24 protein-coding genes and 1 tRNA gene are annotated in these 26,849 nt (G+C 64.0%); 13 read left to right on the plus strand and 12 right to left on the minus strand.

Annotated features, from left to right (window positions below; all coding sequences use genetic code 11):
- Nucleotides 1–186: 186 nt before the first annotated feature.
- The 4 genes from E8E95_RS23580 to E8E95_RS23595 all read left to right on the plus strand — a co-directional run bounded on the left by E8E95_RS23580 (nucleotide 187) and on the right by E8E95_RS23595 (nucleotide 4,177).
- Nucleotides 187–1,596 carry a circularly permuted type 2 ATP-grasp protein gene (locus tag E8E95_RS23580; RefSeq protein WP_280354297.1) on the plus strand — a complete coding sequence of 470 codons (1,410 nt, stop codon included), beginning with the start codon at nucleotides 187–189 and terminating at the stop codon, nucleotides 1,594–1,596.
- A 2-nt stretch (nucleotides 1,597–1,598) separates the two neighbouring features.
- Complete coding sequence (locus tag E8E95_RS23585; protein ID WP_077525491.1) at nucleotides 1,599–2,549, plus strand: alpha-E domain-containing protein; 951 nt, start codon at nucleotides 1,599–1,601, stop codon at nucleotides 2,547–2,549.
- The gene (locus E8E95_RS23590) at nucleotides 2,546–3,340 is read left to right on the plus strand and encodes a transglutaminase family protein (RefSeq protein WP_280354299.1); all 795 of its coding nucleotides are present in this window, start codon (nucleotides 2,546–2,548) and stop codon (nucleotides 3,338–3,340) included. Before E8E95_RS23585 ends, E8E95_RS23590 begins: the two co-directional genes overlap by 4 nt.
- Before the next feature lie 105 nt (nucleotides 3,341–3,445).
- Nucleotides 3,446–4,177: a proteasome-type protease gene (locus E8E95_RS23595; protein WP_280354301.1), complete on the plus strand. Its 732-nt coding sequence runs from the start codon at nucleotides 3,446–3,448 to the stop codon at nucleotides 4,175–4,177.
- Between the two features lie 409 nt (nucleotides 4,178–4,586).
- Here E8E95_RS23595 and E8E95_RS23600 read toward each other — a convergent pair whose 3' ends face one another.
- Together E8E95_RS23600 and E8E95_RS23605 are read right to left on the minus strand one after the other, a co-directional pair.
- Nucleotides 4,587–5,384, minus strand: a complete 798-nt coding sequence (locus E8E95_RS23600) for a cytochrome c (RefSeq protein ID WP_280354303.1) — start codon at nucleotides 5,382–5,384, stop codon at nucleotides 4,587–4,589.
- A 3-nt stretch (nucleotides 5,385–5,387) separates the two neighbouring features.
- Entirely contained in the window at nucleotides 5,388–5,744 is a 357-nt protein-coding gene (locus E8E95_RS23605) for a rhodanese-like domain-containing protein (protein WP_280354305.1), read from the minus strand.
- A gap of 762 nt (nucleotides 5,745–6,506) precedes the next feature.
- Between E8E95_RS23605 and E8E95_RS23610 the strand changes: the two genes are divergently transcribed.
- Together E8E95_RS23610 and E8E95_RS23615 are read left to right on the plus strand one after the other, a co-directional pair.
- On the plus strand, nucleotides 6,507–7,712 hold the full coding sequence (locus tag E8E95_RS23610; RefSeq protein ID WP_280354307.1) for an acetyl-CoA C-acetyltransferase: 1,206 nt from the start codon (nucleotides 6,507–6,509) through the stop codon (nucleotides 7,710–7,712).
- Between the two features lie 14 nt (nucleotides 7,713–7,726).
- Nucleotides 7,727–9,871, plus strand: a complete 2,145-nt coding sequence (locus E8E95_RS23615; protein WP_280354309.1) for a 3-hydroxyacyl-CoA dehydrogenase NAD-binding domain-containing protein — start codon at nucleotides 7,727–7,729, stop codon at nucleotides 9,869–9,871.
- A 64-nt stretch (nucleotides 9,872–9,935) separates the two neighbouring features.
- Here E8E95_RS23615 and E8E95_RS23620 read toward each other — a convergent pair whose 3' ends face one another.
- From E8E95_RS23620 to E8E95_RS23630, 3 genes are all read right to left on the minus strand, one after another.
- Nucleotides 9,936–10,307: a glutathione S-transferase N-terminal domain-containing protein gene (locus E8E95_RS23620; protein WP_280354310.1), complete on the minus strand. Its 372-nt coding sequence runs from the start codon at nucleotides 10,305–10,307 to the stop codon at nucleotides 9,936–9,938.
- A 66-nt stretch (nucleotides 10,308–10,373) separates the two neighbouring features.
- Nucleotides 10,374–10,634 (minus strand): hypothetical protein, encoded by a 261-nt coding sequence (locus tag E8E95_RS23625; protein WP_280354312.1) that lies wholly within the window; start codon nucleotides 10,632–10,634, stop codon nucleotides 10,374–10,376.
- A gap of 22 nt (nucleotides 10,635–10,656) precedes the next feature.
- Entirely contained in the window at nucleotides 10,657–10,881 is a 225-nt protein-coding gene (locus E8E95_RS23630) for a hypothetical protein (RefSeq protein ID WP_280354314.1), read from the minus strand.
- Nucleotides 10,882–11,220: 339 nt separating this feature from the next.
- On the opposite strand from E8E95_RS23630, the gene E8E95_RS23635 reads away from it, so the two are divergent.
- Nucleotides 11,221–11,940 (plus strand): amidotransferase, encoded by a 720-nt coding sequence (locus E8E95_RS23635; RefSeq protein ID WP_280354315.1) that lies wholly within the window; start codon nucleotides 11,221–11,223, stop codon nucleotides 11,938–11,940.
- Nucleotides 11,941–12,019: 79 nt separating this feature from the next.
- On the opposite strand, the gene E8E95_RS23640 is transcribed toward E8E95_RS23635, so the two are convergent.
- Nucleotides 12,020–12,991, minus strand: coding sequence for a magnesium and cobalt transport protein CorA (locus tag E8E95_RS23640; protein WP_280354317.1), 972 nt, complete (start codon nucleotides 12,989–12,991; stop codon nucleotides 12,020–12,022).
- A gap of 150 nt (nucleotides 12,992–13,141) precedes the next feature.
- Here E8E95_RS23640 and E8E95_RS23645 point away from each other — a divergent pair, with 150 nt between their 5' ends.
- Entirely contained in the window at nucleotides 13,142–13,999 is an 858-nt protein-coding gene (locus tag E8E95_RS23645) for an alpha/beta fold hydrolase (protein ID WP_280354319.1), read from the plus strand.
- A 162-nt stretch (nucleotides 14,000–14,161) separates the two neighbouring features.
- Here the strand turns inward: E8E95_RS23645 and E8E95_RS30555 are convergent, their stop codons facing one another.
- Nucleotides 14,162–14,584: a hypothetical protein gene (locus E8E95_RS30555; protein WP_348532591.1), complete on the minus strand. Its 423-nt coding sequence runs from the start codon at nucleotides 14,582–14,584 to the stop codon at nucleotides 14,162–14,164.
- 91 nt (nucleotides 14,585–14,675) lie between these two features.
- Nucleotides 14,676–15,365 (minus strand): crotonase/enoyl-CoA hydratase family protein, encoded by a 690-nt coding sequence (locus E8E95_RS23655; RefSeq protein ID WP_280354322.1) that lies wholly within the window; start codon nucleotides 15,363–15,365, stop codon nucleotides 14,676–14,678.
- A gap of 269 nt (nucleotides 15,366–15,634) precedes the next feature.
- On the opposite strand from E8E95_RS23655, the gene E8E95_RS23660 reads away from it, so the two are divergent.
- Nucleotides 15,635–15,724 (plus strand) — tRNA-Ser (locus tag E8E95_RS23660).
- Between the two features lie 271 nt (nucleotides 15,725–15,995).
- On the opposite strand, the gene E8E95_RS23665 is transcribed toward E8E95_RS23660, so the two are convergent.
- Nucleotides 15,996–17,327 (minus strand): MFS transporter, encoded by a 1,332-nt coding sequence (locus E8E95_RS23665; RefSeq protein WP_280354324.1) that lies wholly within the window; start codon nucleotides 17,325–17,327, stop codon nucleotides 15,996–15,998.
- Between the two features lie 218 nt (nucleotides 17,328–17,545).
- On the opposite strand from E8E95_RS23665, the gene E8E95_RS23670 reads away from it, so the two are divergent.
- Nucleotides 17,546–18,409, plus strand: coding sequence for an MBL fold metallo-hydrolase (locus tag E8E95_RS23670; RefSeq protein ID WP_280354325.1), 864 nt, complete (start codon nucleotides 17,546–17,548; stop codon nucleotides 18,407–18,409).
- An 88-nt stretch (nucleotides 18,410–18,497) separates the two neighbouring features.
- On the opposite strand, the gene E8E95_RS23675 is transcribed toward E8E95_RS23670, so the two are convergent.
- From E8E95_RS23675 to E8E95_RS23685, 3 genes are all read right to left on the minus strand, one after another.
- Nucleotides 18,498–21,005, minus strand: coding sequence for a LuxR C-terminal-related transcriptional regulator (locus E8E95_RS23675; RefSeq protein WP_280354327.1), 2,508 nt, complete (start codon nucleotides 21,003–21,005; stop codon nucleotides 18,498–18,500).
- A 116-nt stretch (nucleotides 21,006–21,121) separates the two neighbouring features.
- A complete protein-coding gene (locus E8E95_RS23680; protein ID WP_280354328.1) occupies nucleotides 21,122–22,492 on the minus strand; it encodes a DUF1329 domain-containing protein in 1,371 nt (456 codons plus the stop codon).
- Nucleotides 22,493–22,517: 25 nt separating this feature from the next.
- Nucleotides 22,518–24,389 carry a DUF1302 domain-containing protein gene (locus E8E95_RS23685; protein ID WP_280354399.1) on the minus strand — a complete coding sequence of 624 codons (1,872 nt, stop codon included), beginning with the start codon at nucleotides 24,387–24,389 and terminating at the stop codon, nucleotides 22,518–22,520.
- Nucleotides 24,390–24,731: 342 nt separating this feature from the next.
- Here E8E95_RS23685 and E8E95_RS23690 point away from each other — a divergent pair, with 342 nt between their 5' ends.
- The 3 genes from E8E95_RS23690 to E8E95_RS23700 are packed head-to-tail and all read left to right on the plus strand — an operon-like array spanning nucleotide 24,732 to nucleotide 26,846.
- A complete protein-coding gene (locus E8E95_RS23690; protein ID WP_280354329.1) occupies nucleotides 24,732–25,919 on the plus strand; it encodes a lipid-transfer protein in 1,188 nt (395 codons plus the stop codon).
- Between the two features lie 56 nt (nucleotides 25,920–25,975).
- A complete protein-coding gene (locus E8E95_RS23695) occupies nucleotides 25,976–26,416 on the plus strand; it encodes a MaoC family dehydratase N-terminal domain-containing protein (protein ID WP_280354331.1) in 441 nt (146 codons plus the stop codon).
- Nucleotides 26,417–26,426: 10 nt separating this feature from the next.
- Nucleotides 26,427–26,846 (plus strand): MaoC family dehydratase, encoded by a 420-nt coding sequence (locus tag E8E95_RS23700; protein ID WP_280354332.1) that lies wholly within the window; start codon nucleotides 26,427–26,429, stop codon nucleotides 26,844–26,846.
- Nucleotides 26,847–26,849: the final 3 nt, after the last annotated feature.

The raw sequence follows: 26,849 nt of genomic DNA on the forward strand, positions 1-26,849 counted from the left end.
GCCGTCGCACCGTCCAACCCTGTACCGCCGCCAAATAGGGCGACAGGGGTAGTTCGGTTATTCGAGCTGCACCAGTCTGGGGCGCTACGACTGCGAGTGTGCTGCAAGTTATTGAAAGGCAAGCAGTTGTGGCGATGGCACGGGGCTTGCGACTGCGTTTCTGCCCGTGGTGACAAGGAGTTAGGCATGTCCCGCATTTTTTATGACGAGATGTATGACGCGAGTGGCGAATGCCGTCCGCATTACCGGGAATTCGCCCGCTGGCTGGCGGACACGCCCGGAGAACTGCTGGCCCAGCGACGTCGCGAGGCTGACCTGTTGTTCCACCGAGCCGGTATCACTTTCACCCTGTATGGCGATGAGCAGGGCACCGAGCGCCTGATTCCCTTCGACACCATTCCCCGCGCCATTCCCATGAGCGAATGGCGGGTGGTGGAAAAGGGCTGCATCCAGCGCGTGAAGGCGCTGAACATGTTCCTTGCCGACCTCTACCACAGCCAGCGAATCATCAAGGCCGGGATCATCCCCGCCGAGCAGGTGCTGGCCAACGAGGGCTATCAGATCGCCATGCAGGGCCTGGACCTGCACCGCGATACCTACGCCCACATCGCCGGCGTGGACCTGGTACGCGATGGCGATGGCACCTACTACGTGCTGGAAGACAATCTGCGCACCCCGAGCGGCGTCAGCTACATGCTCGAAGACCGCAAGATGATGATGCGACTGTTCCCCGAGCTCTTCGCCGCCCAGCGCGTCGCCCCCATCGATCACTACCCGAACCTGTTGCTGGATACGCTGAAAAGCTCCAGCCCCCTGGACAGCCCCAGCGTGGTGGTGCTGACGCCGGGACGCTTCAACAGCGCCTACTTCGAACATGCTTTCCTCGCCCGCGAGATGGGTGTGGAGCTGGTGGAAGGGGCGGACCTGTTCGTCCGTGACGACCGGGTGTTCATGCGCACCACCGCCGGCCCGCAACCGGTCGACGTGATCTATCGCCGGCTGGACGATGCCTTCCTCGATCCCCTGGCCTTCAACCCCGAATCCATGCTCGGTGTGCCCGGTCTGCTGGCCGCCTATCGCTCCGGGAATGTGGTGCTGGCCAACGCCATCGGCACCGGCGTGGCGGACGACAAGTCCATCTACCCCTATGTCGGCGACATGATCCGTTTCTACCTGGACGAGGAACCCATCCTGAAGAACGTGCCCACCTGGCAGTGCCGCAAGCCTGAAGAACTGTCCCATGTGTTGGCCCACCTACCCGAACTGGTGGTCAAGGAAACCCAGGGTTCCGGCGGCTACGGCATGCTGGTGGGGCCGGCCGCCAGCGCCCAGGAGATCGAAGCCTTCCGCGAGCGCCTCAAGGCCCGCCCCGAGGCCTACATCGCGCAGCCCACGCTGTGCCTGTCCACCTGTCCGACCTTCGTCGAGCAGGGCATCGCCCCGCGCCATATCGACCTGCGTCCCTTCGTGCTTTCCGGGCGGGAAACCCGGCTGGTGCCCGGCGGCCTGACCCGCGTGGCACTGCGTGAAGGCTCGCTGGTGGTGAACTCGTCCCAGGGCGGCGGTACCAAGGACACCTGGATCGTGGAGGACTGATCATGCTGAGCAGAACTGCCTCCGAGCTTTACTGGATGTCGCGTTACCTGGAGCGCGCGGAGAACCTGGCGCGCATGCTGGAGGTCAGCTATTCGCTGTCGCTGATGCCCCAGGACGGCCGTGGCGATGGTTTGGACGAGCTGGCCATGTCGCTGCTCAGCACCGGCACCCTGGAGCTGTACCAGGAGCGTCATGGCGAGTTGAACGCCGGGCGCATGCTGCATTTCTTCGCCCTCGACGCCGACAACCAGGCGAGCATCTTCAGCTGTCTGCGTGCCGCGCGGATCAACGCCCATGCCGTGCGCGGGCGGATCACCGCCGACATCTGGGAGAACATCAACGCCACCTGGCTGGAGATGCTGAACATCTCCAGTGAGGGGCTCGGCCGTTACGGGATCAGCCGTTTCTGCGAATGGGTGAAGGAGCGCTCGCACCTGTTCCGCGGCGCCAGCTACGGCACCATCATGCGCGGCGAGGCCTACAGCTTCATTCGCCTGGGCACCTTCATCGAGCGGGCTGACAACACCCTGCGCTTGCTGGACTCGCGCTACGAAATGTTCGGTGAAGAATCGGAGGAGGTCAGCGACAGCTCCGCTCGCGGCTATTACCAGTGGAGCGCCTTGCTTCGCGCGCTGTCGTCCTTCGAGGCCTACACCGAGGTATATCGGGGCTCCCCCGACGCCCGCCAGGTTTCCGAGCTGCTCCTGCTCCGCGCCGACGTACCCCGTTCGCTGCGGGCGTGCATGGAGGAGCTGAACGACATCCTCGCCCACCTGCCAGGAGACAACGGTCGCCCGGCCCAGCGCCTGGCCGCGGAGCTGGACGCGCGGCTGCGTTACACCGCCATCGACGAAATCCTCGACGAGGGCCTGCACACGTGGCTCACCGACTTCATCCTGCTGGTCCGCCAACTGGCCCGGGCCATCCACAGCTCGTATCTGGAGGCTGTATGAAACTGTCCATCCGCCACGACACCACCTATCGCTACGACGACCAGGTCCGCGCGAGCATCCAGTACCTGCGCCTGACGCCCCAGGAGAACGAACGCCAGCACGTGCTCAGTTGGCAATTGACGCTGCCGCGTCCGGTGCGCGCGCAGATCGATCCCTTCGGCAACATCTTTCATGTACTGACCCTGGACGAACCCCACGACTCCATCGTCATCAGCGCCCGTGGCCAGGTGGAGATCGACGAGAAGCGCGAAGCCGAACACGACAAGCATTCGGCCTTGCCCTTCCTGCGTTTCACCCGGCTGACCACCGCTGACGAGGCGCTGCGGGAGTTCGCTGCGCTCGAGTGCGGGGATCGCCGCGATCGTGGTGGGCTGATCGACCTGATGGAAGCGCTGCATGCGCAGATGCCGTTCAAGAAAGGCGTGACCCGAGTCGACAGCACTGCCGCCGAAGCCTTCGCCGGTCGCGCCGGGGTCTGCCAGGACCATACCCACGCGTTCCTGGCCTGCGCCCGCAGCCTGGGCATTCCGGCGCGATTCGTGTCCGGCTACCTTTACCAGGGCAATGACCAGAACCTGGCTAGTCACGCCTGGGCCGAAGCCTGGCTGGGCGATGCCTGGTACAGCTTCGACGTGACCAACAACCTGGCCCGTCCCGAGCGTCACCTGAAACTGGCGGTGGGCCTGGACTACCTGGATGCCTGTCCGGTACGCGGCATGCGTCGTGGTGGCGGCGGCGAGCAGATGCACGCCAAGGTGGATGCGCCGCCGCTGTTGGTACAGGTGCAGTAACGCGAGATTCCCAACTTTCCGCGGCGCCGGCCGCCCCTTACTGCCAGCCCGCGAGGGCCGGCGGCCGGACACCCGACGCGGAGAGCCTCAACAAGGAGAACCGGCATGACCTACTGCGTCGCCATGCACCTGGCCGACGGCCTGGTATTCGTATCCGACTCGCGCACCAACGCGGGTATCGATCACATCGCCACCTTCCGCAAGCTCTACACTTTCGGCGTTACCGGCGAGCGGTTGATCGTCCTGCAAAGCGCCGGGAATCTGGCCACGTCGCAATCGGTGGTCAATCTGCTCAAGCAACGCCTGGGCGGCGCGGGGCCGAACCTGAATACGGTGCCTTCCCTCTACGACGCCACCGCGCTGGTGGCCGAAACCATTCGCGAAGTCATTGCCCGCGATGGCGCGCCTCTGGCGGGCAATACCGACCTGACCTGTTCTTTCCTGGTGGGCGGGCAGATCGCCGGCAACCCACCGGAGCTCTACAGCATCTATCCGCAAGGCAACTTCATCCAGGCCACCGCGGACACGCCCTTCCTGCAGCTGGGGGAGAGCAAGTACGGCAAGCCGATCCTCGACCGCAACCTGGAGTTCGACACCAGCCTGGAAGAGGGCCTGCGCTGTGCCCTGGTCTCGTTCGACTCCACCATCCGAAGCAACCTGTCCGTCGGCATGCCGCTGGACTTGCTGGTCTACCACCGCGACAGCCTGATCCTCCCGGCCGGCTACCGGGTGACCGAGGAGGACAAGTACTTCGCCGACATCCGCCGCCAATGGGCGGAAGGGCTGCAGGACCTGATCAGCGAACTGCCGCCGCCGCCGGTGGAGTACAACGTGTGAGGGGCAGTTTTTTTCGAGATTGAAATCGCCCCCACAAGGTGGCAAGTCGCTGCAACTTGGCACGAACTGCCCCCTCTCCCTCTGGGAGAGGGTTGGGGTGAGGGCGGGTGGTCAATGCAGGGAATTGCAGGGGAGCCCTTCGGCCTCCGTAGCGATTGAAATCGCCCCCACGAAGAGCGCGCGAAGGTACATCCGTGGCACGGCCAGCCCCCTCTCCCTCTGGGGTGAAGAGGCACGCTTTCGGAAGCACTGCTTCCGGTGCCGATGAACGCCTGAGCGCGAAGCGAACAGGCCGGGGCGCAGGGCGGGGCTGGGGTGAGGGTGGTCGGGGAATGCTGGGAGTTTGTAGGGAGACCTTCGGCCTCCTTGGCGAATGAATTCGCCCCTACAGGCTTGTGCCAGAGTCAACCTACGGCGCCACCTTTCTCCCCGCCATGTGCTTCAGGTAGCCGATCAACTGCCCCAGCTCTTCATCCGTTATCGCTTCCTTCGAGAATCCCGGCATCTTGCCCTGGGGCCAGCGGCGCAGGCTTTGTGGGTCGCGGATGTAGCGCGGCAGGAAGTCGCCGGCGAGGTATTCGGTGGGGTTGTGGGGAATGTTCAGGTCCGGTCCGAACTGGGCATCGCCTGCGCCATTGAGGCGATGGCACGCCAAGCAGTTCTTCTGGAACTGGGCGAAACCGGCTTGCACCTCGGCACTGGCGTCATCGGCCGGGAGCAGGGCCGGGAAACGCTCGCTCACGGAAGGCAGATAGCGAATGCGCGCTACCTGGAAGGGCCATTGCTCCGGGCCGATGCGGGCCGCCTTGGGATCAGTCCAGACCAGGTAGAAGGGCCCGGCGCTGGGTTTGTCGGCTGCCAGTGGCGGCCACGGCTTGGCCGGATCTTCGATGGCTAGCCAGGCGCGGGCGCCTTTGTCGTTCAAGAGTGGGGCTGCGGCCAGTTCGGCGGCGAAACCGTCCAGCGCCACGGCCTGCAGGTGCTCGTCGGGTTCTACGCCTTCCAGCAAGACCGCCACCGGCACGGCGCGATAGCGCATGGTCTTCTTGTAGGAGACGTCGTCCGTGATGGTCACTTCCTGCGCCTGGGGATGGGCCAGCAGGGCGGCGGTGTCCCAGGTTCGGGTGCCGCCGGGCAGGTCCAGGGTCAGCTCGGCGGCGTGGAGCGGGGTGAGGCAGAAGAGCAGGGCGAGAAGCGCATGGCGCATCGATCAGTCCTTGTGAAGGGCGGTTTTCAGGTCCAGGTAGCCGCCACCATTGATCACCCGGCTATAGCCCAGGTCCTTCAGGCTGTCCTGGGCGATGCCGGATCGGCGGCCGCTGCGGCAGTAGAGCACTATGGGCGTGTCCTTGTCCGGGGCGACTTCGGCAATTTTCTGGGCGATTTCCTCATAGCCGATATTGTGTGCGCCGGGGATGGCGCCTCCGGCTACTTCCTCCGGGGTTCGTACATCGATCAGCACGGCATTGGGCTGGTGCATGGCTTCGATGGCGGCGGCCTGGTCGGTATCACCGGCGGCGGCCGGCAGGCTCAGGGCTAACGCGAGAACAGCAAGCAGGGTACGCATGATGGCGGCTCCTGGATAAGGCATGTCCAGCGAACCTAGCACAATTGATCGGAGGGGGCGCAGGCCAACGGGACTGCGTTTTTTCGGCATGACCAGAGTCGCGTCCGACATCCTCTTCGGCAGTTGGCGGTCGTCAAGGAATGGCTACCCGCGCTGCGTTGGCCGCAGGGGCGGCTACGCAGCACAGGACGACCAGTTGAGGGTGAATATTGACGATCAGCTGACCAGCCGGGTCAGGTTGGGAAGGATGAGAATGACGGTGGTGGCAAAGACGATAAGGCTCGCTTGCCGCATTTTCGGCTGTTTGAACATGGCCAACTGCCTTTTTTGTTGTTGGAGGTGCGTCGGTCTGGGCTCCCTACGGCCGGCCCTGAGCCTCACCTTCCTCCGTGGCTTCTGGACGAATCACCACTCCGGCAAAACCCGGCAGCGGCTGCTTGCATTTCAAACTCTAGGGCCGGCATCACATTCCGCTTATACCGGTTGGTAACTACCGCAGTGCTGCTAGTAATGCGCGGCTATTGAGGGTGGCTGATCGCTATCGACCAGCCCCGAAGCCAGACACATCCCTTTCACCTTCGCCAGCAACTGGCCATCAGCCGACCGTTCGTCTGAGCGCAGCGGTCAATAGGGCTGAGCTTTTCCGTCATTGAGCCCATGGCCTATAGCGATAAGGTAGCCACAGCCTGCCGGAACTCCGGTGGTCGACAGACAAGAACAACGGGCACCCGATGTGCCGCCTAGCTGCCTCAAGAGGACGCCATGACCGAAGCATTCATTTACGACGCGGTGCGTACGCCCCGCGGCAAGGGCAAGAAGGACGGCGCTCTGCACAGCGTCAAGCCGGTCAACCTGATCGCCGGGCTGCTCCGGGCCCTAGCCGAGCGCAATGACCTGGATACCAGCCAGGTCGACGACATCGTTCTCGGCTGCGTGACCCCGGTGGGCGACCAGGGCGCCGACATCGCCAAGACTGCAGCGCTGGTCGCCGACTGGGACGAGACCGTTTCCGGCCAGCAGATCAACCGTTTCTGCGCCTCCGGCCTGGAAGCGGTGAACCTGGCGGCGATGAAGGTGCGTTCCGGCTTCGAGGACCTGGTGGTGGCCGGCGGCGTGGAATCCATGTCGCGCGTGCCCATGGGCTCCGACGGCGGTGCCTGGGCCATGGACCCGGAAACCAACCTGCACACCAGCTTCGTTCCCCAGGGCATCGGTGCCGACCTGATCGCCACGCTCGAAGGCTTCAGCCGCAAGGATGTTGACGCCTTTGCCCTGCGCTCCCAGCAGAAGGCCGCGCGTGCGCGTGCCGAGGGCGCCTTCAAGAAATCCCTGGTGCCGGTCACCGACCAGAACGGCATCGTTCTGCTCGACCATGACGAGTTCATCCGGGGCGACTCCACCCTGGAAGGCCTGGGTGCCCTCAAGCCTAGCTTCGAAATGATGGGGCAGATGGGCTTCGACGCCACCGCCCTGCGCAAGTACAGCCAGGTCGAGCGCATTGACCACGTGCATACGCCGGGCAACAGCTCCGGCATTGTTGACGGCGCCGCCGCCATGCTCATCGGCTCCGCCGCCAAGGGCAAGGAACTGGGCCTGAAAGCCCGCGCGCGCATCGTCGCCACGGCGGTCACCAGCACCGACCCGACCATCATGCTCACCGGCCCCGCGCCGGCCACCCGCAAGGCCCTGGCCAAGGCTGGCCTGAGCGTGGCCGATATCGACCTGTTCGAAGTCAACGAAGCCTTCGCCTCGGTGGTGATGAAGTTCATGAAGGACATGGGCGTGCCGGAAGAGAAGGTCAACGTCAACGGCGGCTCCATCGCCATGGGCCACCCGCTGGGCGCCACCGGCTGCGCCATCCTCGGCACCCTGCTGGATGAGCTGGAAGCGCGCAACCTGCGCTACGGCCTGGCGACGCTCTGTGTCGGCGGCGGCATGGGTATCGCAACGATCATTGAGCGCGTTTGAGGCGGAGAAGAAGAATGACTGACGCCATCCGTTACGAAAAAGGCCAGGACAGCATCGTCGTCCTGACCATGGACATGCCCGGCCAGAGCGCCAACACCATGAACGCGGTGTATCGCGAGGCCATGGCCAAGACCGTCGAGCGCCTGGAGGCCGAGAAGGACGGCATCGCCGGGGTGATCATCACGTCGGCCAAGAAGACCTTCTTCGCCGGCGGTGACCTCAATGAGCTGATCAAGGTCACCAAGGCCGACGCCAATGCCTTCTACCAGATGGTGCTGGGCCTCAAGGGCCAACTGCGCCGCCTGGAAACCCTCGGCAAACCGGTGGTGGCTGCCATCAACGGCGCGGCGCTGGGCGGCGGCTGGGAAATCTGCCTGGCCTGCCATCACCGTATCGCCCTCAACGACAACAGCGTGCAGCTCGGCCTGCCGGAAGTGACGCTCGGCCTGCTGCCGGGCGGCGGCGGTGTGGTGCGCATGGTGCGCCTGCTGGGTATCGAGAAGGCGCTGCCGTACCTCGCCGAAGGGCGCAAGGTGCGTCCGGAGCAGGCCCTCAAGGCCGGCCTGATCCACGACGTTGCGCAGACCCCGGACGAAATGCTGGCCAAGGCCCGCGCCTGGATCGTCGCCAATCCCAAGGCTGCGCAACCCTGGGATACCGCCGGCTACAAGATTCCCGGCGGCACGCCGTCCAGCCCGAATGTGGCGCAGATGCTGGCCATCGCCCCCTCCGTGCTGCGTGACAAGACCAAGGGCTGCTTCCCGGCGCCGGAGAAAATCATGTGCGCCGCCGTCGAAGGCGCACAGGTCGATTTCGACACCGCCCAACTGATCGAGGCACGCTATTTCACCGAGCTGACCACCGGTCAGGTGGCCAAGAACATGATCGGCACCTTCTGGTTCCAGCTGAACGAGATCAACGCTGGCAGCTCGCGCCCCAAGGGTCCGGCTCCTTACGTGACGAAGAAAGTCGGCGTGCTCGGTGCCGGCATGATGGGCGCGGGGATTGCCCACGTTTCCGCTATCGCCGGTATCGAGGTGGTGCTGAAGGATGTATCGCCGGAGGCTGCGGAAAAGGGCAAGGCCTATACCCAGGGCCTGTTGGACCAGCTCGTCAGCCGCGGCCATATGGCTGTCGAGAAGCGTGATGCCATCCTCGCGCGGATCAAGGCCACTGCCAGCGATGCCGATTTCGAGGGTTGCGACCTGATCATAGAGGCCGTCTTCGAGAACCGCGAGTTGAAGGCCAAGGTCAGCGCCGCTGCCGAAGCCGCAGCGCTGCCGGATGCGGTGATCGCCTCCAATACCTCGACCCTGCCCATCACCGGCCTGGCCCAGGCGGTGTCCAAGCCCGAGAAGTTCATTGGTCTGCACTTCTTCAGCCCGGTGGATCGCATGCCGCTGGTGGAGATCATCCGTGGCGAGAAGACCTCGGACGAAACCCTGGCCCGTGGCTTCGACTATGTGCTGCAGATCAGGAAGACGCCGATCGTGGTCAACGATAGCCGCGGCTTCTTTACCTCCCGCGTGTTCGGCACCTTCACCAATGAAGGGATCGCCATGCTGGGCGAAGGCGTTTCCGCCGCGATGATCGAGAACGAGACGCGCAAGACCGGCATGCCGGTCGGTCCCCTGGCGATCTCCGATGAAGTCTCCATGAGTCTGATGACCCACATCCGCAACCAGACCGCTGAAGACCTCAAGGCGGAGGGCAAGTTGCTGCCGAAGCATCCGGCCTTCGCCGTGATCGACCTGATGATCAACGAGTACAAGCGTCCTGGCAAAGCCGCAGGTGGCGGTTTCTACGATTACCCGGCCGGCGGCAAAAAACAGCTCTGGCCGGAGCTGAAGGCGCGCTTCGAGAAGGCCGACAAGCAGATTCCGCAGGAGGATGTGCGCGACCGAATCCTGTTCATCCAGGCCATCGAAACCGTGCGCTGCGTGGAGGAGGGCGTACTGCTGTCGACGGCGGATGCCAACATCGGCTCCATCTTCGGCATCGGCTTCGCTGCCTGGACCGGCGGCGTGCTGCAGTTCATCAACCAGTACGGCTTGCGCGACTTCGTCGCCCGCGCCCGCTACCTGGCCGAACAGTACGGCGAGCGCTTCGAGCCGCCGATGCTGTTGCTGGACAAGGCGGACCGGGGCGAACACTTCTAGTTTTCAGCTCCGCATAAAAAACCGGCTCGCTACGAGCCGGTTTTTTTGTGTCCGCGGTGTGGGGTTACACCTTGGCGAAGCGGCTTTCCAGATAACGGATGATGTCGTTGGATTCGTACATCCAGCGGCTCTCGCCGTTCTCTTCGATGCGCAGGCAAGGCACCTTGACCTTGCCGCCACCGGCCAGCAGGGCAGCACGGTGGGTTTCGTCGTTCTTTGCGTCACGCAGGGCAACCGGCACGTTCAGCCGATGCATGGCGCGGCGGGTCTTCACGCAGAAAGGGCAGGCGTTGAACTGGTACAGCGCGAGGCTGGAAGCCTCTTCCGCGACCCGGGTTTGAGCTTCCGGACTGCGGCGCTGCTTGCGCGGGCGGGTGATGAGGTCGAGGAAGATGATCAGCTGGCCCAGGCCGACTCGTAATGCCTTGATGAACACTGTGGCGCACCCTTGAGTGAAAAACGGGGCGGCAGTCTAACTGAACTGGCCGGGTTCAGCCGACATTCACGCCAGAAGGCTGCTGTAGCACTTCAGCGACTTCACGTCGAAGGCGGCCGGCAACTGCCATTCGCGCTCGGTCGGCGGGTTGCCCGACTGCACCCCCAGGGCGCGTTCGTTGGCAATGGCGCGGGCGATGTTGTGGTTGGCCTCGATGTTCTTGGCGACTGCACCCACCGAGCCGTGAGCGCAGCCGATCAGCGAAAAGCCATTGGTCATGAAAGCCAGGGCGGCAAGGAAATAGAGGCGGTTCTTTTGCTGCTTCATCGTCGTCGGCCTGTTCTGGGTGTCAGCCTTGGGTCTTGCCGCTGGGCTTCTTGTGGCTCGCCAGCAGCACGGGAATGCTCTGGCTGAGTTGCTGGTAGAAGCTCATCGAGCCGTCCGTGGGGCTCACCCCGATGCGGCCGCGCTCGTAACCGAAGCTGACAGCGAGAACCACCATCACCACGATGAAATACAGGCCGAGGCTGGCGAGGGCGCCGTTGCGTGCGTATTTGACGGTGAGGTTGCTCATGACTGGACTCCGCGACCGGGGACTGGGTGATGCGTAGCGTCGCGAAAATCCTTTCGATGAAAAAACGACCTTCAAGCATGGTAAGTATCGACGGGAGCAATAGTTCCCGAGGGAGGCGTCAATTTTACTTGACGAGGCGTCGAGCGCCGCGAGCTAGAGCGGCGTGGCCTGGAGAAGTCGGCACGGATTGCAGGGAACCTGTGGCTGCCTATCGCGCCGTTAGGCTGTGGCTATGGGCGGACGGATCAAACGGTATTTCAATCACACCGTCTCTGTGTTAAATAAAACGCACATTTCCCCCACATAGAGTCTCTCTGCAATTTCAGGAACCATGAGCTAATGCCACTTCGCATCTGCATTCTCGAAACTGACATTCTCCGCCCCGAACTGATCGACCAATACAAGGGCTACGGCCTGATGTTCGAGCAGCTGTTCGCCAAGCAACCGATTGCCGCGGAGTTCAGTGTCTACAACGTGGTGCAAGGGCATTACCCGCCTGAAGGGGAGACGTTCGACGCGTACCTGGTAACCGGTAGCAAGGCTGATTCCTTCGGGACCGATCCCTGGATCCTGAAGCTCAAGGACTTCCTGCTGGCTCGCTACGAGGCAGGTGACAAGCTACTGGGTGTCTGCTTCGGCCATCAGCTGCTGGCCTTGTTGCTGGGCGGCCGTACGGAGCGCGCGACCCAGGGCTGGGGTGTTGGCACCCACAGCTACCAGCTGAAGCAGAAGCCGGAATGGATGAGCCCGGCGCTGGACGATCTGACCCTGCTGATCAGCCACCAGGATCAGGTCACCCAACTGCCCGAGAACGCCACACTGCTGGCTTCCAGTGATTTCTGCCCGAACGCCGCTTACTCCGTGGGCGATCAGGTGCTGTGCTTCCAGGGGCACCCCGAGTTCGTCGCTGACTACTCCCGTGCCATCCTGGATCTGCGCAAGGACTTCCTGGGCGATGAGGTCTACAGCCAGGGCGTGAGTGGCCTGGATCGGGATCATCAGGGTGCCGCTGTCGCCGAGTGGATGATGCGATTCATCGCTCGCGACCGCGCAGCCTGACGGTCGTACCGCAACAGCAAAAGCCCGCCAATGGCGGGCTTTTTCATGGGCTGGCGTCAGGCGTTGCGTGGGGCGGCGTTCACAGCCATCCGTAGTACTTGAAGCTGGCGTACAGCGCGGTACAGCCGGTTGCCACCACGCCCAGCACGCCGAAGTAGCCGTAATGCCAGGTCAGCTCCGGCATGTACTGGAAGTTCATCCCGTAGATGCCGGCAATCGCCGTGGGGAACGCGAGAATGGCCGCCCAGGCGGCGAACTTGCGCTGCACCACGCTCTGCCGCGACGACTCCAGCAGCAGGCCGATCTCGATGGCGTGGTCAGCCATCTCACGCAGGCCGGTGAGGTCCTCCAGCAGCCGGTTGACGTGGATGGCGATGTCGCGGAAGTACGGACGCATCTGCTTGTCGATGAATGGAAAGTCCAGGCGCTGCAGCTCTTCGCAGATCTCCCCCATGGGGCCGATGTAGCGACGCAGGCGCAGCAAGTCGCGGCGCAGGCAGTGGATGCGTTCGACGTCGGCGTGGCCCAGCGGGCGTTCCAGTACGGCCTGCTCGATCTCTTCCAGCTCCGAGTGGAAGCTGTCCATCAGCGGCCGGTAGTTCTCCATCACGAAGCTGAGCAGGGCGTAGAGCACGAAGTCCTCGCCATGTTCGAGCAGCAGCGGGCGCGCCTCGCAGCGCTGGCGAACGCGGGAGTAAGGGGCGGACTCGCCGTAGCGGGCGCTGATGATGTAGCCGTTGCCGGCGAACAGCTGCGTTTCGATGAACTGCAACTCGCCTTCCACTTCGATGGGCGAATACACCACCAGGAACAGGGCGTCGCCGAAGGTTTCCAACTTGGGCCGGGTGTGGCGGGTGAGTGCATCCTCCAGCGCCAGTTCATGCAGGTCGAACTGCCGCTGCAGATTGCTCAGTTCCTCGGCACCGGGGTCATGCAGCCCGATCCAGACGAAATGCCCCGGCTTGCTGGCCCATTGCAGGCCTTCATCGAGGGTTATGTCGGTGACTTTCCGGCCTTTGGCATATACAGCGGCGGCAACGACTCGACCCATGGTTCAGCTGTTCCTTCATCCGTTTATGTGTGGCGGAGATTATCGCGCCTGATCTTCTGAGTCTTGCCGAAGGCCGAGGTTCTGCAATGGCGTGACTAGAGCGTTTGCTCTAGATTGTTCACGCCTCTCGACCAGAACAAGGAGAACAAAGTGACCGAGGCTTTCCGCTTTTCCGCAGGGCGATTCGAGTGCCCCTATCGCGTCTATCGATCCTCCGTCCCTGGCCCCGTGCTGATCCTGCTGCCGGCCATGGGCGTTGCCGCGCGCAAGTACGAAAACTTTGCCCTGGGCCTGGTCGCTGCCGGTAACCAGGTGCTGGTGGTGGATTGGCCGGGCCAGGGGGAAAGCGGCCCGCGTCCGAACCGGCGGCTCGACTATGGCTACCGTGACCTGGTCGATGAGTTCGTGCCGAGCCTGCTGACTACCGCCAGGGAGCACTTTCCAGAGGGTCGGCTGGTGCTTCTGGGCCACAGCCTGGGCGGACACATCGCCACATTGTTCGCCGCAGCGAATCCGCATTCCGATGTGGCGGTGGTGGGCGTGGCCTGCGGGAATATCCACTTCCGTAACTGGGAAGGCCGGCAGCGTTTGCTCACCCCGTCGGTGGCGCTGTGCTTCAACCTGCTGACAACCCTGTTCGGCTACCTGCCCGGAAAGACCATCGGCTTTGGCGGCCACGAAGCGCGCAGCCTGATGCGCGATTGGGGGCGGGTAGCGTGGACGGGCAGCTTCGATCACCTCGGCCTGGATCTGGTCCATCCACGCAGCAACCCGACACCCTCTCTGTTCATTGGCATCCATGGCGACCCCTTTGCGCCGGAAGCCTCGACCCGTGGGTTGGCGGCATTGATCCAGGAGCAGCCCGAGGTCCGCATGCTGAACTCGCCAAGGCCAGCCGCGGAAAATCCCCATAGCGCCTGGCTGCGTTCTCCGGCGAAGGTCGTCGAGGAAGTTATTGGCGGTCTGGCGCAGTTTTCCGGCCACTTCGCCGCCGGTCAGCTGGCCTGAAATATCCTGTTACGTTCGCTGGGGTTCACGACTAGTGTTCAGAACATAGTCGAGGACAACAAGCGGAGGCGGGTCATGGTGCTGAAGAAGTGCGTATTGGCGGTAGCGATCTGCTCGGTACTGAGCCTGTCGTTTGCCTTTGTGCCGGTCGATCTGTCCAGCTCATCGGTTGCCTATGCCAAGGATGGGGGAGGTGGCGGTGGGGGAGGCGGTGGCGGTGGCGGTGGCGGCAGCGGCGGTGGTGGAGGTAGCGGTGGTGGTGGTGGCCATGGCGGTAGTGGTAGCGGCGGTGGCGGCCATGGCGGTGGAAGTGGTAGCGGTGGTGGAGGCCATGGCGGCAGTGGCAGTGGTCACGGCGGCAGCGGCCACAGCGGTGACGGCGGCCATTCCGGCAATAGCGGCCAGGGCAGTTCCCACAGCGACCGTGGTGCTGACGACGGTGCCGGCCACGACGATGGCGGCCCCCATGGCGTTGGCCATGGCGCGGACGACGGAGCGGACCATGATGTTGGCGAAGCCCACGGTGTGGGCCACGGCGCAGATGATGGCGCCGATCATGACGCCGGCGACGATCACGGCCAACATGCAGGTGGCGAACCGGGAGACGACAACGGTGGCGCGATGTGACGGCCAATGAAAAAGCCCCGCGAGTGCGGGGCTTTTTCATGATCGGGTGTCAGGCCAGGTGCTGCTTGTCCAGTTCGATGGCGGCGTCCAGGGTTTCCAGAAGCGCCTTGCGGACCTTGAGCTTGGTGTTGCGGTGAGCGGTCATGTTGATCTTCTTCAACTGCAGGGCGGCGGCACGCGCGGCCTCTTGCAGTTGCTCGACGGGCACGACCTTGTCGAGGAAGCCGGCATCCAGCGCGCCCTGAGGATCGAACATCTCGCCGTTGATCACCGAGCGGTGGAAGGCGGACTTGCGCAGGCGATCACGGGCCAGTTCGATGCCGACGTGATGCATGGTCATGCCGATCTGCACTTCGTTCAGGCCGATGTTGAATGGGCCCTCGACGCCGATGCGGTAATCCGCCGACAGCAGGATGAACGCACCCTTGGCTACGGCATGCCCCGGGCAGGCGACGATGACGGGGTAGGGATGCGCCAGCATGCGGCGAGCCAGGGTGGACCCGGCAGCGACCAGGGCAACGGCGTTCTGCGGACCGGAAGTCATCACTTTGAGGTCGTAGCCGCCGGAAAGAATTCCCGGCTGGCCGGTGATGATCACGATGGCGCGATCCTGTTCAGCGCGATCCAGCGCAGTGTTGAAGGCAGCGATCACATCCGGGGAGATGGCATTCACCTTGCCGTTACTGAGGGTCAGGGTGGCGATGCCGTCTTCGAGTTGGTAGGAGATCAGCTCACTCATGGCAGGTTCCTTGTTAAGAAGTGGACCGACGTTACTCAGCGCCACCGTGGAGGTAAAGGACTGAGACTGACCGGTAAGTCACCCCTTTGCGTCGACCCCACCCGAACGTGTCCGAAGCCCCTTCTTGGCCACTTGACAGCGGAATTGGAAATTGGCATGCGAAACTTTTTTCATAAACGCATGAAATTTATGAAAAAAGTGTTTGCATTCCAGAAAGCTCTCCACTAAATTAGCGCACCTCGACGGGGCCAACGCCTCGAAGAGATTCCGGTGAGGTGTCCGAGCGGTTGAAGGAGCACGCCTGGAAAGTGTGTATACGGGAAACCGTATCGTGGGTTCGAATCCCACCCTCACCGCCACTTTCCGTATAGATAAGCCCCTGATTTCGAAAGAGATCAGGGGCTTTTTCTTTGCCTGCGAAAAAGCGGGTGTCGAAAAAGTGTTGAAGTCTTCGCTCGGCCTTTCCCGCCTCAGCTCAGCCCGGACAGGGATGGCCGATCACTTTGAAGGGCGCATTCCTGGGCGGTGGCTTCGACGGCTAAAGCCTATTGCTGGAGTCCCGTAGAGCTGCTGCTTCTGATCGGTGGCGACATGGTCCTGCTAGCCGGGTGTTCCTGCCGCTGGACCGGATCAGTGCTTGCGCTCCTGCAGATGGTGGGCACGAATGCCGATCAGCAGGATCAGGGCGCCAAACACCAGTGCGGCTGCGATGAAGTCAAACGCCAGGTAGAGGCTGCCGGTCGCGCTCTTGATTGCGCCGACCATGGCCTGGCTGATCACGCCTGCCAGGCCGCCGATGCAACTGACTACGGCGATGCCGATGGCGGCGCTGGACGGTGTCAGGAGCGCCGGTGGAATGGTCCAGAACAGGGCCACGGCGGACAGCGCGGCGGCGGCGCCGATACTCATCAGGGTCACCGACAAAATGAGGTGGCCCTGGGCCGGGCCCAGGAGCAGGAAGCAACCGGCGCTGACCAGCATGGTCAGTCCCACGTGCCAGCGGCGCTCCAGGTGTCGGTCGGAACTGCGTGCAAGCAGATACATGCCAACTATCGCGCAGGCGTAGGGCAGGCTGGAGATCAGGCCGATGGCCTTGAGGTCTTCCAGGCCGAAACCGCGGATGAGGGTCGGCATCCAGTAGGACACCGTGTTCGAGCCACTGTAGATGCAGAAGAACACCAGACCGGCGACATAGAGCCGTGGCTCACGGAGCACATCGCGCAGTCGCGCCGGGGGCAGGTTGTCGGTCTTGTTGGCTGCCAGGGCTGTGGCAAGCAGCTGCTTTTCCTTCGGGGTCAGCCAGCGCGCATCGGCGGGGCGATCGGCGAGCCAGTACCAGGCCAGCAGCCCGAGCAGAATGGCCGGAATGCCTTCCAGGACGAACAGCGCCTGCCAATCCTTGAGCCCGAGCCACCCGTCGAAGTGGCTCATGATCCAGCCAGCCAGCGGGCCGCTAACCATGCCGGCGGTCATCGCCGCCATCAGCAGCACGGCGGTGATGCGGGCACGCAATGTCGGCGGGAACCAGTAGGTGAGGTAGAGGATTATCCCGGGAAAGAAGCCGGCCTCCGCCACGCCCAGGCAGAAGCGCGCGACGATCAACTGGCCTGGGGTGGTGACGAGCGCGGTGGCCATGGTGACAAGGCCCCATAGCACCATGATGCGGGCGAGCGTGGCGCGCGCGCCAACGCGCTGCATGTAAATGTTGCTGGGAATCTCGAAAAGGATGTAGCCGAGATAGAAGATGCCCGCCCCGATTCCGTAAGCGGCATCGCTGAGGCCGATGTCCTCGGCCATACGCAGTTTGGCGAATGCGACGTTGGCGCGGTCGATGGTGTTGATCACATAGCCCAGAAAAAGCAGCGGCAGCAGCCGCCAGATCGCTTTGCGAAAGACCGCGCGGTTTTCCGCAGTCGGGGTGACCGCGGTGCTTGGCAGGAAGTGCTCGGCTGCTTGGGTCATGCAAGGTCTCCGGCGCCAGGGCGCTCGATCATTGTTGTTGTGTGGGACTGGATCGGGCGGAGTCGCCCGGGACGTTCCGCAGCGATGAACATAGCGATGGGGTGGGTGGAAGTCCCTACCCGAGTAGGGGGGCGGAAACGCCGAATGCGCGCAGGTAGATTCGGCGCTGGCGATAGCTGCCGGTTGTCTCCGGCGCGCCGTGAAATGAGGTTGATGCTTTGGACCGTAGACTTTCGATCCTTACCGGTCAGGGACGCCGCCTCGATGGCGGCGTCGTATTCGGCTCGGTCCCGCACCGGGTCTGGACCGATTGGATCAGGCCCGATCAGGACAACCAGGTGGACCTGCCCTCGCGGGCCTTGCTGGTGCAACAGGACTGCCAGAACATCCTGGTGCTCGCGGGTTGCGACATGCTGCTGGCGCCGCTACCGCGCACCTGTCGTTGCCAGCAGCACACCCATGGCCTGATTGACGGCCTGGCGCAGCTCGGCCTGGCTGAGGGCGATATCCATGTGGTGGTGCTGACACACTTGCACGCCGTGCTGGCGGCTGACGTACAGGTCGCCGTACGCGACGGCGACATACCTCGTCTGCTGTTCCATCGCGCGCGTTACCTCGTGGGCAAGCGGCACTGGCTCCGTGCGCTCCGGCCGCATCCGCGCGACCGTGGCCTGTTCGTGCCGCAGGTCCTGGGACAGCTGGAAGCCAGCGGCCGGCTCAATCTGCTCGACGGCGGCCACTGCGAGCTGCTCGGCGCCGACTGGCGCTTCCATGTCAGCGACGGGCATACGCCGGGTCAGCTGTTGCCGGAGATTCACACCAGCGCCGGCCCGCTGGTATTCGCCGGCGACCTGGTGCCGGGCACGCCCTGGCTGCAGCTGGATGTCACCAGCGGCCACGATCGCAATCCCGAATGCCTGGTGGAAGAGAAGGAGCAGTTGCTCGATCACCTGGTGGCCAACCGGGGCCGGCTGGTCCTGGCGCGCGATCCATGGGTCGCGATGATCCGCGTCACCCGTGACCGCCAGTCGCGCTACCAGGCCTACGACGAGCATCCCTCACTGCTGCGCCTCGAAGCCTGAGCTTTCAGCTACGGACTTTGTAGGAGCGAGCTTGCTCGCGAAGTACCGGCACCGACGTCGGTTCGCGAGCAAGCACGTTTCCGGATGACTAGGACAGCAATCCCAGCGCCCGCGCGTGAGCGACGGCCTGGGTGCGGCGTTTGACGCCGAGCTTCACATTGATGCGGGAGGTGTGAGTCTTGACCGTATTGGACGAGATGAACAGATGCTCGCCGATCTCCTGGTTCGACAGCCCCGCCGCCATGAGCTGAAGCACCACCTTTTCCCGTGCGGTCAGATCCGGTTCCGGCAGGTCGGGTCCAACGTGCGCCGTGTCCGACGAACGCAGCGGGGACAAACGCTCCGCCCAGAGCCTGAACAGGTTGTTCGATGCCAGGACCGAGATGGCCTCTTCGCAATCGTTGCTACGGGCTTTTCCCAGCTCCAGTTCGATCCTCGCTAGGACGACCCGAACCTCGCTGTACAGCAGGTTCCGCTGCAGACGCTGGCACTCCTGGGCTAGGCGCAGTAGGCGCAGACGGGCCTCTTCGGACCTGCCGACACCGTGTTCGGCAACGGCCATTAGCAGCTGGCAACGGTGATGCAGGGAAGGCGCGTAGATGGACGGGGAGGGTGTTTGTTCGTGCAGTTGCGCTTCCACCTTGTGCATCAGCTTCAACAGCGCTTGCCATTCCTGCTGGTAAACCAGCAGTCGCCCACGCTGCTGGTCGATGGCGGCGCGGTAGCAACTGATGTGGACTTTGCCCCGCTGCATGTGCCGCTCAGCCTCATGGATATGGCGCCGTGCGGCCTCCAGGTCGGTGCGTGCGGCCGCCGCCTCGGCAAGGCCCAGACAGGCATGCAGCATCAGCGGGTCGGCGCTCGCCCTGGCGTGGTACAGGCCGGCGTGGAACAACTGTTCCGCAACTTCGGTGCGGCCCTGCAGCAACGCCAGCTCACCCTCGAGCATATCCAGGCGGCCCCGCAGCAGGCCGTAGCGGGGCTGGTCCTCCAGCAGGTCCCGACATTCGCGGATCAGTGCTTCGGCCTGGCCGAGATCGCCCCCCAGCAACAGCATGCGGGCCTGGTCGGTGTTGGCCAGCAGCTCCGTGGCCAGGCAATCGTGACGCCGGGCAAGTTCGAGTGCGGAATGGATCTGGCTTTCGGCGTGGACGTAGTCCCCGGTCGCCATGGAGATTCGTGCCAGGGTGGAGTGGCAGAGATAGGCAGAACGCCAGTCGCGGGGGGCGAGGTCGACCAGTGCGGCCTGGCAATGTTCGCGGGCTTCTCGCGTACGACCGAGCATACCCATCAGCATCCCGTGCAGCGCTTGCCAGTTGGCCAGCAGGCGGCAATTCCACGACGCACTGGGTTGTGGCAGGTAGGCGGCGAGTTGATTCATGGTGGCTTCCGCTTCTTCCAGTCGCCAGCTCACCAGCAAGGCGCGGCTCTGCAGCCCGACCAGACGCGGGGTGCTTTCCAGAAGGGCGGTTGGCATCTGATCGCGCCACTGCAGCAGGTTCCTGAGGTGCTGGTGGGTCAGCAGCCAGTCGAACTTCAGGTGATCGATGAAGCTGACCGCCACTTCGGGCCGACCGGCGCCCAGCGCTTGCTCGATCGCCTCGTCGTGCAGGCCCAGGTCCGCCAGGGCACGGCATGCCCGCAGACGCAGTCGCGCGAGGCTGGAGTCCGAATGCTCGCTGGCGAGCGCCTGGGCCACTGGCGACAGTAGCCGGTACCAGCCGGAGGCGTGCTCCACCGGGACAAGCAGGGACTGCTGGCTGAGTAGATTGTGAAACTGTTGGGCGCCATTGGCATCTTCCCAGATCCGTGCGCAGAGCTCGTGCGAGGCACGGCCCAGGTGGGCGAGCCCGAACAGCAGGTCATGTTGCTCCACGGGTAGGCGCGGCAGGAGTTCATGGCGCAGGTAGTCACGCAGCCAATGGTTGCCATTGGCACACTCGCCGCTGTTCATGAGTAGGCGCACACCAGCGCACCATCCGTGCGTCTGCGCCCAGAGCGCCTCGCGTGAGTGGGGCGGCAGACCAGGGGAGCCCAACTCCAGCAGCTGGCTGAACTCTTCGGCAGTGAAGGCCAGTTGCTGCGCGGTAAGTTCATGCAGTTCCCCATCCAGCAACAGGCGCGGAAGGTTCCAGTTCGGCCGGTAGCGGCTGCTCACCAGCAGGCGCAGGCCCGGGGCTCTTTGCAGCAGTTGGTCGATCCACGCGTCCAGGGCCGGATCGGCTGGCTGCGGGTAGTCGTCCAGCACGATGAACAGTGGGGCCGGCGACGATCCGATGGTTTCCAGCAGCGCCTGTTCCTCCGCGCGTACGCCAAGGCTCGAAGCCAACCGAGCGAGAAATTGTGCAAGGCTCAGTGGCTGGCCCGCCAGGCTCAGCCAGGCACAGCGTGCGGAAGCGGCCAGTGAATGCGCTGCTTCAGCAAGCAGGGCCGTCTTGCCATAGCCGGGCGGCGCATAGACCAGGCCCAGTTGCCGGGGCTCGTCGAGGAGCGTGTGGACCAATCGTGAGCGGGGCAGGTGTGCCGGCGTTAGCGTGGGCAGTCCGGCTGGCGATGGTTCCGACGTGGGGAGGGGGCTTGGGCCGAAGCTGGTCATGGCGACACCTGTGGCGGTTCACGGCGGTTCGCCATAGGAGACGTGAGGTGCCGGGGATGGTCTATAGCAGTTCGGGACAGTGACGCCGCCCCAGTATCGCCGGGGCGGCGACTGTATCAGCGGATGCCGGCGTTGCGCAGGGCTGCCGGGGTGAAGTCACTCATCTTCGGACCGAAGCTGTAGTCGGTGCCTTGCTTGTTTTCATTGCCGAGGTTGGAAACCAGGTAGCGCCCAGCGATGAGGTCGTAGAGGCCCATGGCGGCATAGACCGCCACGCCTTGGCGATAGTCGTTCATCACGTGTCCTTCGGCCACGCGCCAGAGCTGGCCACGGCCGTCGTAGTGGTCGATTTCCACCGCGGCCCAGGTGTCCTCGTCGAGGAAGATGTGGCGCTTGGCGTAGATGTGCCGTTCACCGGCCTTCAGCGTACCCACCACTTCCCAGACCCGGTGCAATTCGTAGCGGGTGTGGTCCTGGTTGATATGACCCGGCTTGATGATGTCGGCGTATTTCAGCTGCGGTGAAGACAAGTGATAGGAGTTGTAGGGAATGTACATCTCCTTCTTGCCCACCAGCTTCCAGTCGTAGCGGTCCGGCGCTCCGTTGTACATGTCGGAGTTGTCGGCGGTACGCATGCCGTCGGAGGCCGTGCCGGGGCCGTCATAGGCCACCTGCGGGGCGCGCCGCACCCGGCGCTGGCCAGCGTTGTAGGACCAGGCCATGCGCGGTTCCTTCACCTGGTCCAGGGTTTCGTGGATCAACGTCACGTTGCCGGCCATGCGTGCGGGAGCGGTCACGGTCTGCTTGGCGAAGAACAGAATGTTCGAGCCCGATGCCGGGTCCACGTCCGCCATCTTCCAGGGCAGTCCAATGTCGAAGCGGATGTTGACGATGGTGTAGTCGCCATTGACCTGCGGCGTAGCCTGGGCCTGGTTATTGATGAAGTTGGTGCCACGGGAACGGGTCAGGTGGTTCCAGATCACCTCGACACCGGTCTTCGGGATCGGGAAGGCGTAGTAGTGCGACTTCTCGAAGTTCTTCAGTCCATAGCCATCGTTCACCGTTTCGGTATTGAGCGCACTGACCTTGGCTGCGTCATAGACAGATTGCGGCGCTGAGGCGGTGCGATGGGTCGGGTACACGGGGATCTTGTAGGTCGCGGGGTAGCGCTTGAACAACGCCAACTGGCCGGGGGACAGCTTGTCCTGGTACTGCGCGACGTTGGCGGCGGTGATGGTGAACAGCGGCTTCTCGTCCTTGAACGGATCGCCGAGGAAGCCCTTGGCATCCACCGGTGCGGCGCCTGGCTTGAGGCCGCCGTCCCAGCTCGGGATGCTGCCGTCGGCATTGCCTTCCTTCTGCGCACCCACCGGAGTCAGGGTGGTGCCCAGCTGGGTCGCTTCCTGCTCGGAAACAGCGGCCATGACGCTGGTGGCCAGCAGCGACAGCGCCAGGGCGCCGGTTTTGATGATCATGCTTGCTTTCATGGAAATACCCTCTGCCGGTTTCGGCTCAGAAGTTCACGCCGAAGCTGAGCGAGACGAAGTCGCGGTCAGTGCTGGTGTTGAAGTTTCCACCGAAGAAGTCGGTGTAACTGAGGCTCGCGGTGTAGGTGTTGAGGTAGTCGGCATCGAGCCCGACGCTGACGGCCTTGGCGCCTTCTTCGAAGTTCGGACCCCAGCCGTCGACGTCATGGGACCAGGCCAGGTTGGGGGAGAGGTTGATGCCGGCGATCACGTTCGGGTAATCGAGCTTGGCGCGCACGCGGTAGCCCCAGGAGTCCGTGGTGTAGAAGCCGTGGCTGTTGCATTCCTTCTGCGGGTTGGTGGCGGTGGCGCAGACGGTGGTGTTCTGGTTGCCGGGGAACTCACCCGCACCATAGACCGGGCTGCGACCGAAGCGGATGTCGGTGCCGTCGGCGTCGCCCAGGCCGTTGATGCGGTTGTAGCCGACTTCGCCCACCAGGGTCAGACGGCTGGCGCCCATGACCTGGTCGAAGAACTGGGTGGCGGTGACCTGCGCCTGCATCACCGGCATGCGCTTGTAGCCAGGCAGATCGCCGCCGAGCGCCTGCGCCGTTTCGCCGCTGGTGAAGACCGGGGAGGTCTGGGTGCGGAAGTCGGTGTCGGTGGACTGGATCGCTGCCAGGTTGAGGTCGGCGGTGTTGATCTGCAGCGGCATGTTCGGCCGGTAGCTCAGCTCGCCACCGACGGAGGTTGCGCCCACGGTGGTCTGGAAGCTCAGGCCGTAGAGGCGGATGTCTTCCGGGTAGTCCACGAAGTAGCGCGCGGCACGGACCCGGTTGAACTGGTTCTGCACGGCGGCGACCTGGCGGGCGGCAGCGGGCAGGGCACCGATCTGTGCGGCGGTGATCGGCGCGACGGTGGTCTGCTTGAAGCTCAGGTAGGGGTTGCGGCTGTGGTAGTTCATGGCATAGAAGCCGAACTCGGTGTCGTTCAGCTCCGGCACGAACCAGCGCAGGGCAACGCCGTACTGGCCGCTGTCGCGCGGGTCGTTGTCTTCCAGACGCGGCATGTAGACGTCGTCCACCACGGCGTTGGTGAGGATCTGCGCGGCAGTCGCGGTGTTGTTGGCAACGCCGGGGGCGAGGTCCGGGCCGGCGAACACCAGACGGTCGTTGCAGCCCTGGGGCAGCGGGTCGGAACCGAAGAAGGTGCCGCAGTTGTCGACCACCGAGTTGTCCCACTCCAGCTGGTAGAAGGCTTCGGCGGTGAGGTTCTCGGTCAGGCCCTGGGAGAGGTAGAACATGTTCACCGGGATCAGGCCTTCCTTCACTTCGGCACCCGGACGGCGCAGGGCGGCGACGTCGATGGGGTTGATGCTGTTGATCGAGTTGCCGATGAAGGTGCTCTCACCCCAGCTCACCACCTGCTTGCCCAGGCGCACGTTGCCGGCGAGGTCGCCCAGGTTGTAGTTGTGGTAGACGAAGGCATCGAGAAACTCGGCGCCGGAGGCCTTGGCGAGGTCGTCGCGACCGCTGTCGTCGATGTCGTAGAACAGGCGGTGCTCGTCTTTCAGCTCGAAGTCGTACCAGTACTTGCCGCGCACGAACACGCCGCTGTCGCCGTACTTCAGCTCCAGGTCATGCACGCCCTTGAAGATCTTCGAGAAGGTCTCGCCTTTCTTGAAGTTCTGGCGGTTGTCGTCGGCGGTGCGGGTGGCCGACTTGCCGCGCAATCCCTGGGTGTTGGCGGAGTTGATGAACATCGGGTCCGGCCCGCGCACGGCCCAGCTGGCGCCGACGGAAATCGACGAGTCGAACTGCCCTTCGATCTCGCCCAGCTGGAAGCTGACCGCATCGGCGTTGGCACAGGTGCCGAGCGCCACCGCGACCGCCAGCAGCCGGGGAGTGAAGGTCGCCAGACCGCGGGTGGAACCACTGGCCGGCGACCGCTGATTCAATGAGGTTGTGTGTCTTGCGTGTGTCACGTGTTGGTTCCTCTATGGAGTCTTTCTTGTTGTTTTTCAGGACCGCAAGCACACGCTATCCCCGGCTTCCCCCACCCATCCCCCTCCAGTAGGGGGGGATTTTTCCCGCCCGTCGTACCCCTCGGCATCCCCCCTTGGCCGGACAGGCCCGCGCCCCCTCCATGAGGGGGGGCGTGGCTGTTCGTCGCTGCGCAACCATCGGTCCAAGGAGTGCTGCCATTGCCGTCGAAGACAGGCACGCAGCCCGGACCTTGTCACCTGAACCTGGAGAAAGTGATGTCGCAGAAAGTCTATGTCGCCGGTGTCGGCATGATTCCGTTTGCCAAGCCTGGCCAGAGCGGTACCTATATCGAGATGGGCGCCCAGGCCATCCGCCTTGCGCTGCAGGATGCCGGCGTGGATTACGGCAAGGTCCAGCAGGCCTACGCCGGATACGTGTATGGCGACTCCACCAGCGGGCAGTCGGCGCTCTATGAAGTCGGCCTCTCCGGCATCCCGGTGATCAACGTCAACAACAACTGCGGCAGCGGTTCCACTGCGCTGTACCTGGCTCGCCAGGCCGTGGAGAGCGGCGCGGTGGATTGCGCCCTGGCCTTCGGCTTCGAGCAGATGCAGCCCGGCGCCCTGAAGTCCCACTGGCTGGATCGCCCGATCACCTACGGCAAGGGCCACGAAGTGGCCGACGCGATCTTCCCCCAGGGTCGCGAAATGCCTGACGCCCTCAAGTTCTTCGGCGGCGCCGGTCTCGAACACATGCAGAAGTACGGCACGAAGATGGAAACCTTCGCGGCCATTCGCGCCAAGGCCAGCCGCCATGCCGCCAACAACCCGCTGTCGGTCTTCAAGAAGGTGGTGACCACCGAGGACGTGATGGCCGACCAGGTGATCTTCCCCGGCGTAATGACCCGCCTGATGGCGTGCCCGCCCACTTGCGGCGGTGCCGCAGCCATCGTGGTATCCGAGCGCTTCGCCAAGCAGCACGGCCTGCGTACCGACGTGAGCATCCTGGCCCAGGCGCTGGTAACCGATAAGCCGGAAGCCTTCGAGCCGCCGTCGCTGATCAGCATCGTCGGCGTCGGCATGACCCGTCAGGCCGCCACCGAGGTGTACGAAAAGGCTGGCGTTGGTCCTGAAGACATCCGTGTCTGCGAGCTGCACGACTGTTTCGCCCACAACGAACTGTTGACCTACGAAGGCCTGGGTTTCTGCCCGGAAGGCGGCGCCGAGAAGTTCGTGATGGATGGCGACAACACCTATGGCGGCCAGGTGGTGATCAACCCGTCCGGCGGCCTGCTCTCCAAGGGCCACCCGCTGGGTGCCACCGGCCTTGCCCAGTGCTATGAGCTGACCCACCAGCTGCGCGGCACCGCCGGGGCCCGCCAGGTGGAGGGCCTGCAGCATGCCCTGCAGCACAACCTGGGCCTGGGCGGCGCCGGCATCGTGACCCTCTTCGGCCGCGGCTGAAGGCAGTGCGCGCCCCTCGCGGGCGCGCGTTTCAACTCACTCGAGGACTCCATGACATGGCAGACAAGAGTCTGATCGGCCGTTCCCTGGGAGTGACCACCGCCGAAGTGGAGAAGGGCCGCCTGCGTTTCTTCGCCAAGGCCATCGGCGAGACCGATCCGATCTACACCGACGAAGCCGCTGCCAGGTCGGCCGGGCATCCCGGATTGCCGGTGCCGCCGAGCTTCCTGATGTGCCTGGAAGCCGAAGGGCGGGACTCCGACCACATTGTCGAAGACATCTTCGGCTTCGACCTCGGGCGCATCCTGCATGCCGAGCAGGGCTTCACCTATCACGGCATGGCCTATGCCGGCGACGTGCTGACCTTCGATACGCGGGTGGTGGACGTCTACGAGAAGAAGGGTGGGGCGCTGACCTTCGTGGTCCAGAAGACCCGGGTTACCAACCAGGACGACCGGCACATCGCCGACATCCGTTCCTCCCTCGTGCAGCGTTGAGGATCGTGCAATGAGCCTTCCCTTATTCGACGAGCTGCAGATTGGCTTTGAGCTGCCGCCGCTGACGCTGCCCGCGGTCAACCGCACCGCGCTGGCCCTGTATGCCGGCGCATCCGGTGACCACAACCAGGTGCATATCGATCTCGACTTCGCCCGCAAGGCGCGCCAGCCCGATGTGTTCGCCCACGGCATGCTCTCGGTGGCCTACCTCGGCCGCCTGCTCACCGGCTGGGTGTCGCAGACGCAGATTCGCAGCCTGTCGGTGCGTTTCACCGGCATCACCCAGCTGGGACACGTCCCCACCTGCAGCGGCGAGGTCATCGAGAAATTCGAGACCGATGGTGAGCGGCGCGTACGCCTGGCGATTCGCTGCGGCAACCAGTACGACGAAGAAAAACTGATCGGCGAAGCCGTCGTGGCCCTCGCCTGAACC

It is taken from the genome of Pseudomonas sp. BN414 (genome assembly GCF_029871275.1).
GTDB classification, from domain to species: Bacteria; Pseudomonadota; Gammaproteobacteria; order Pseudomonadales; family Pseudomonadaceae; genus Metapseudomonas; species Metapseudomonas resinovorans_C.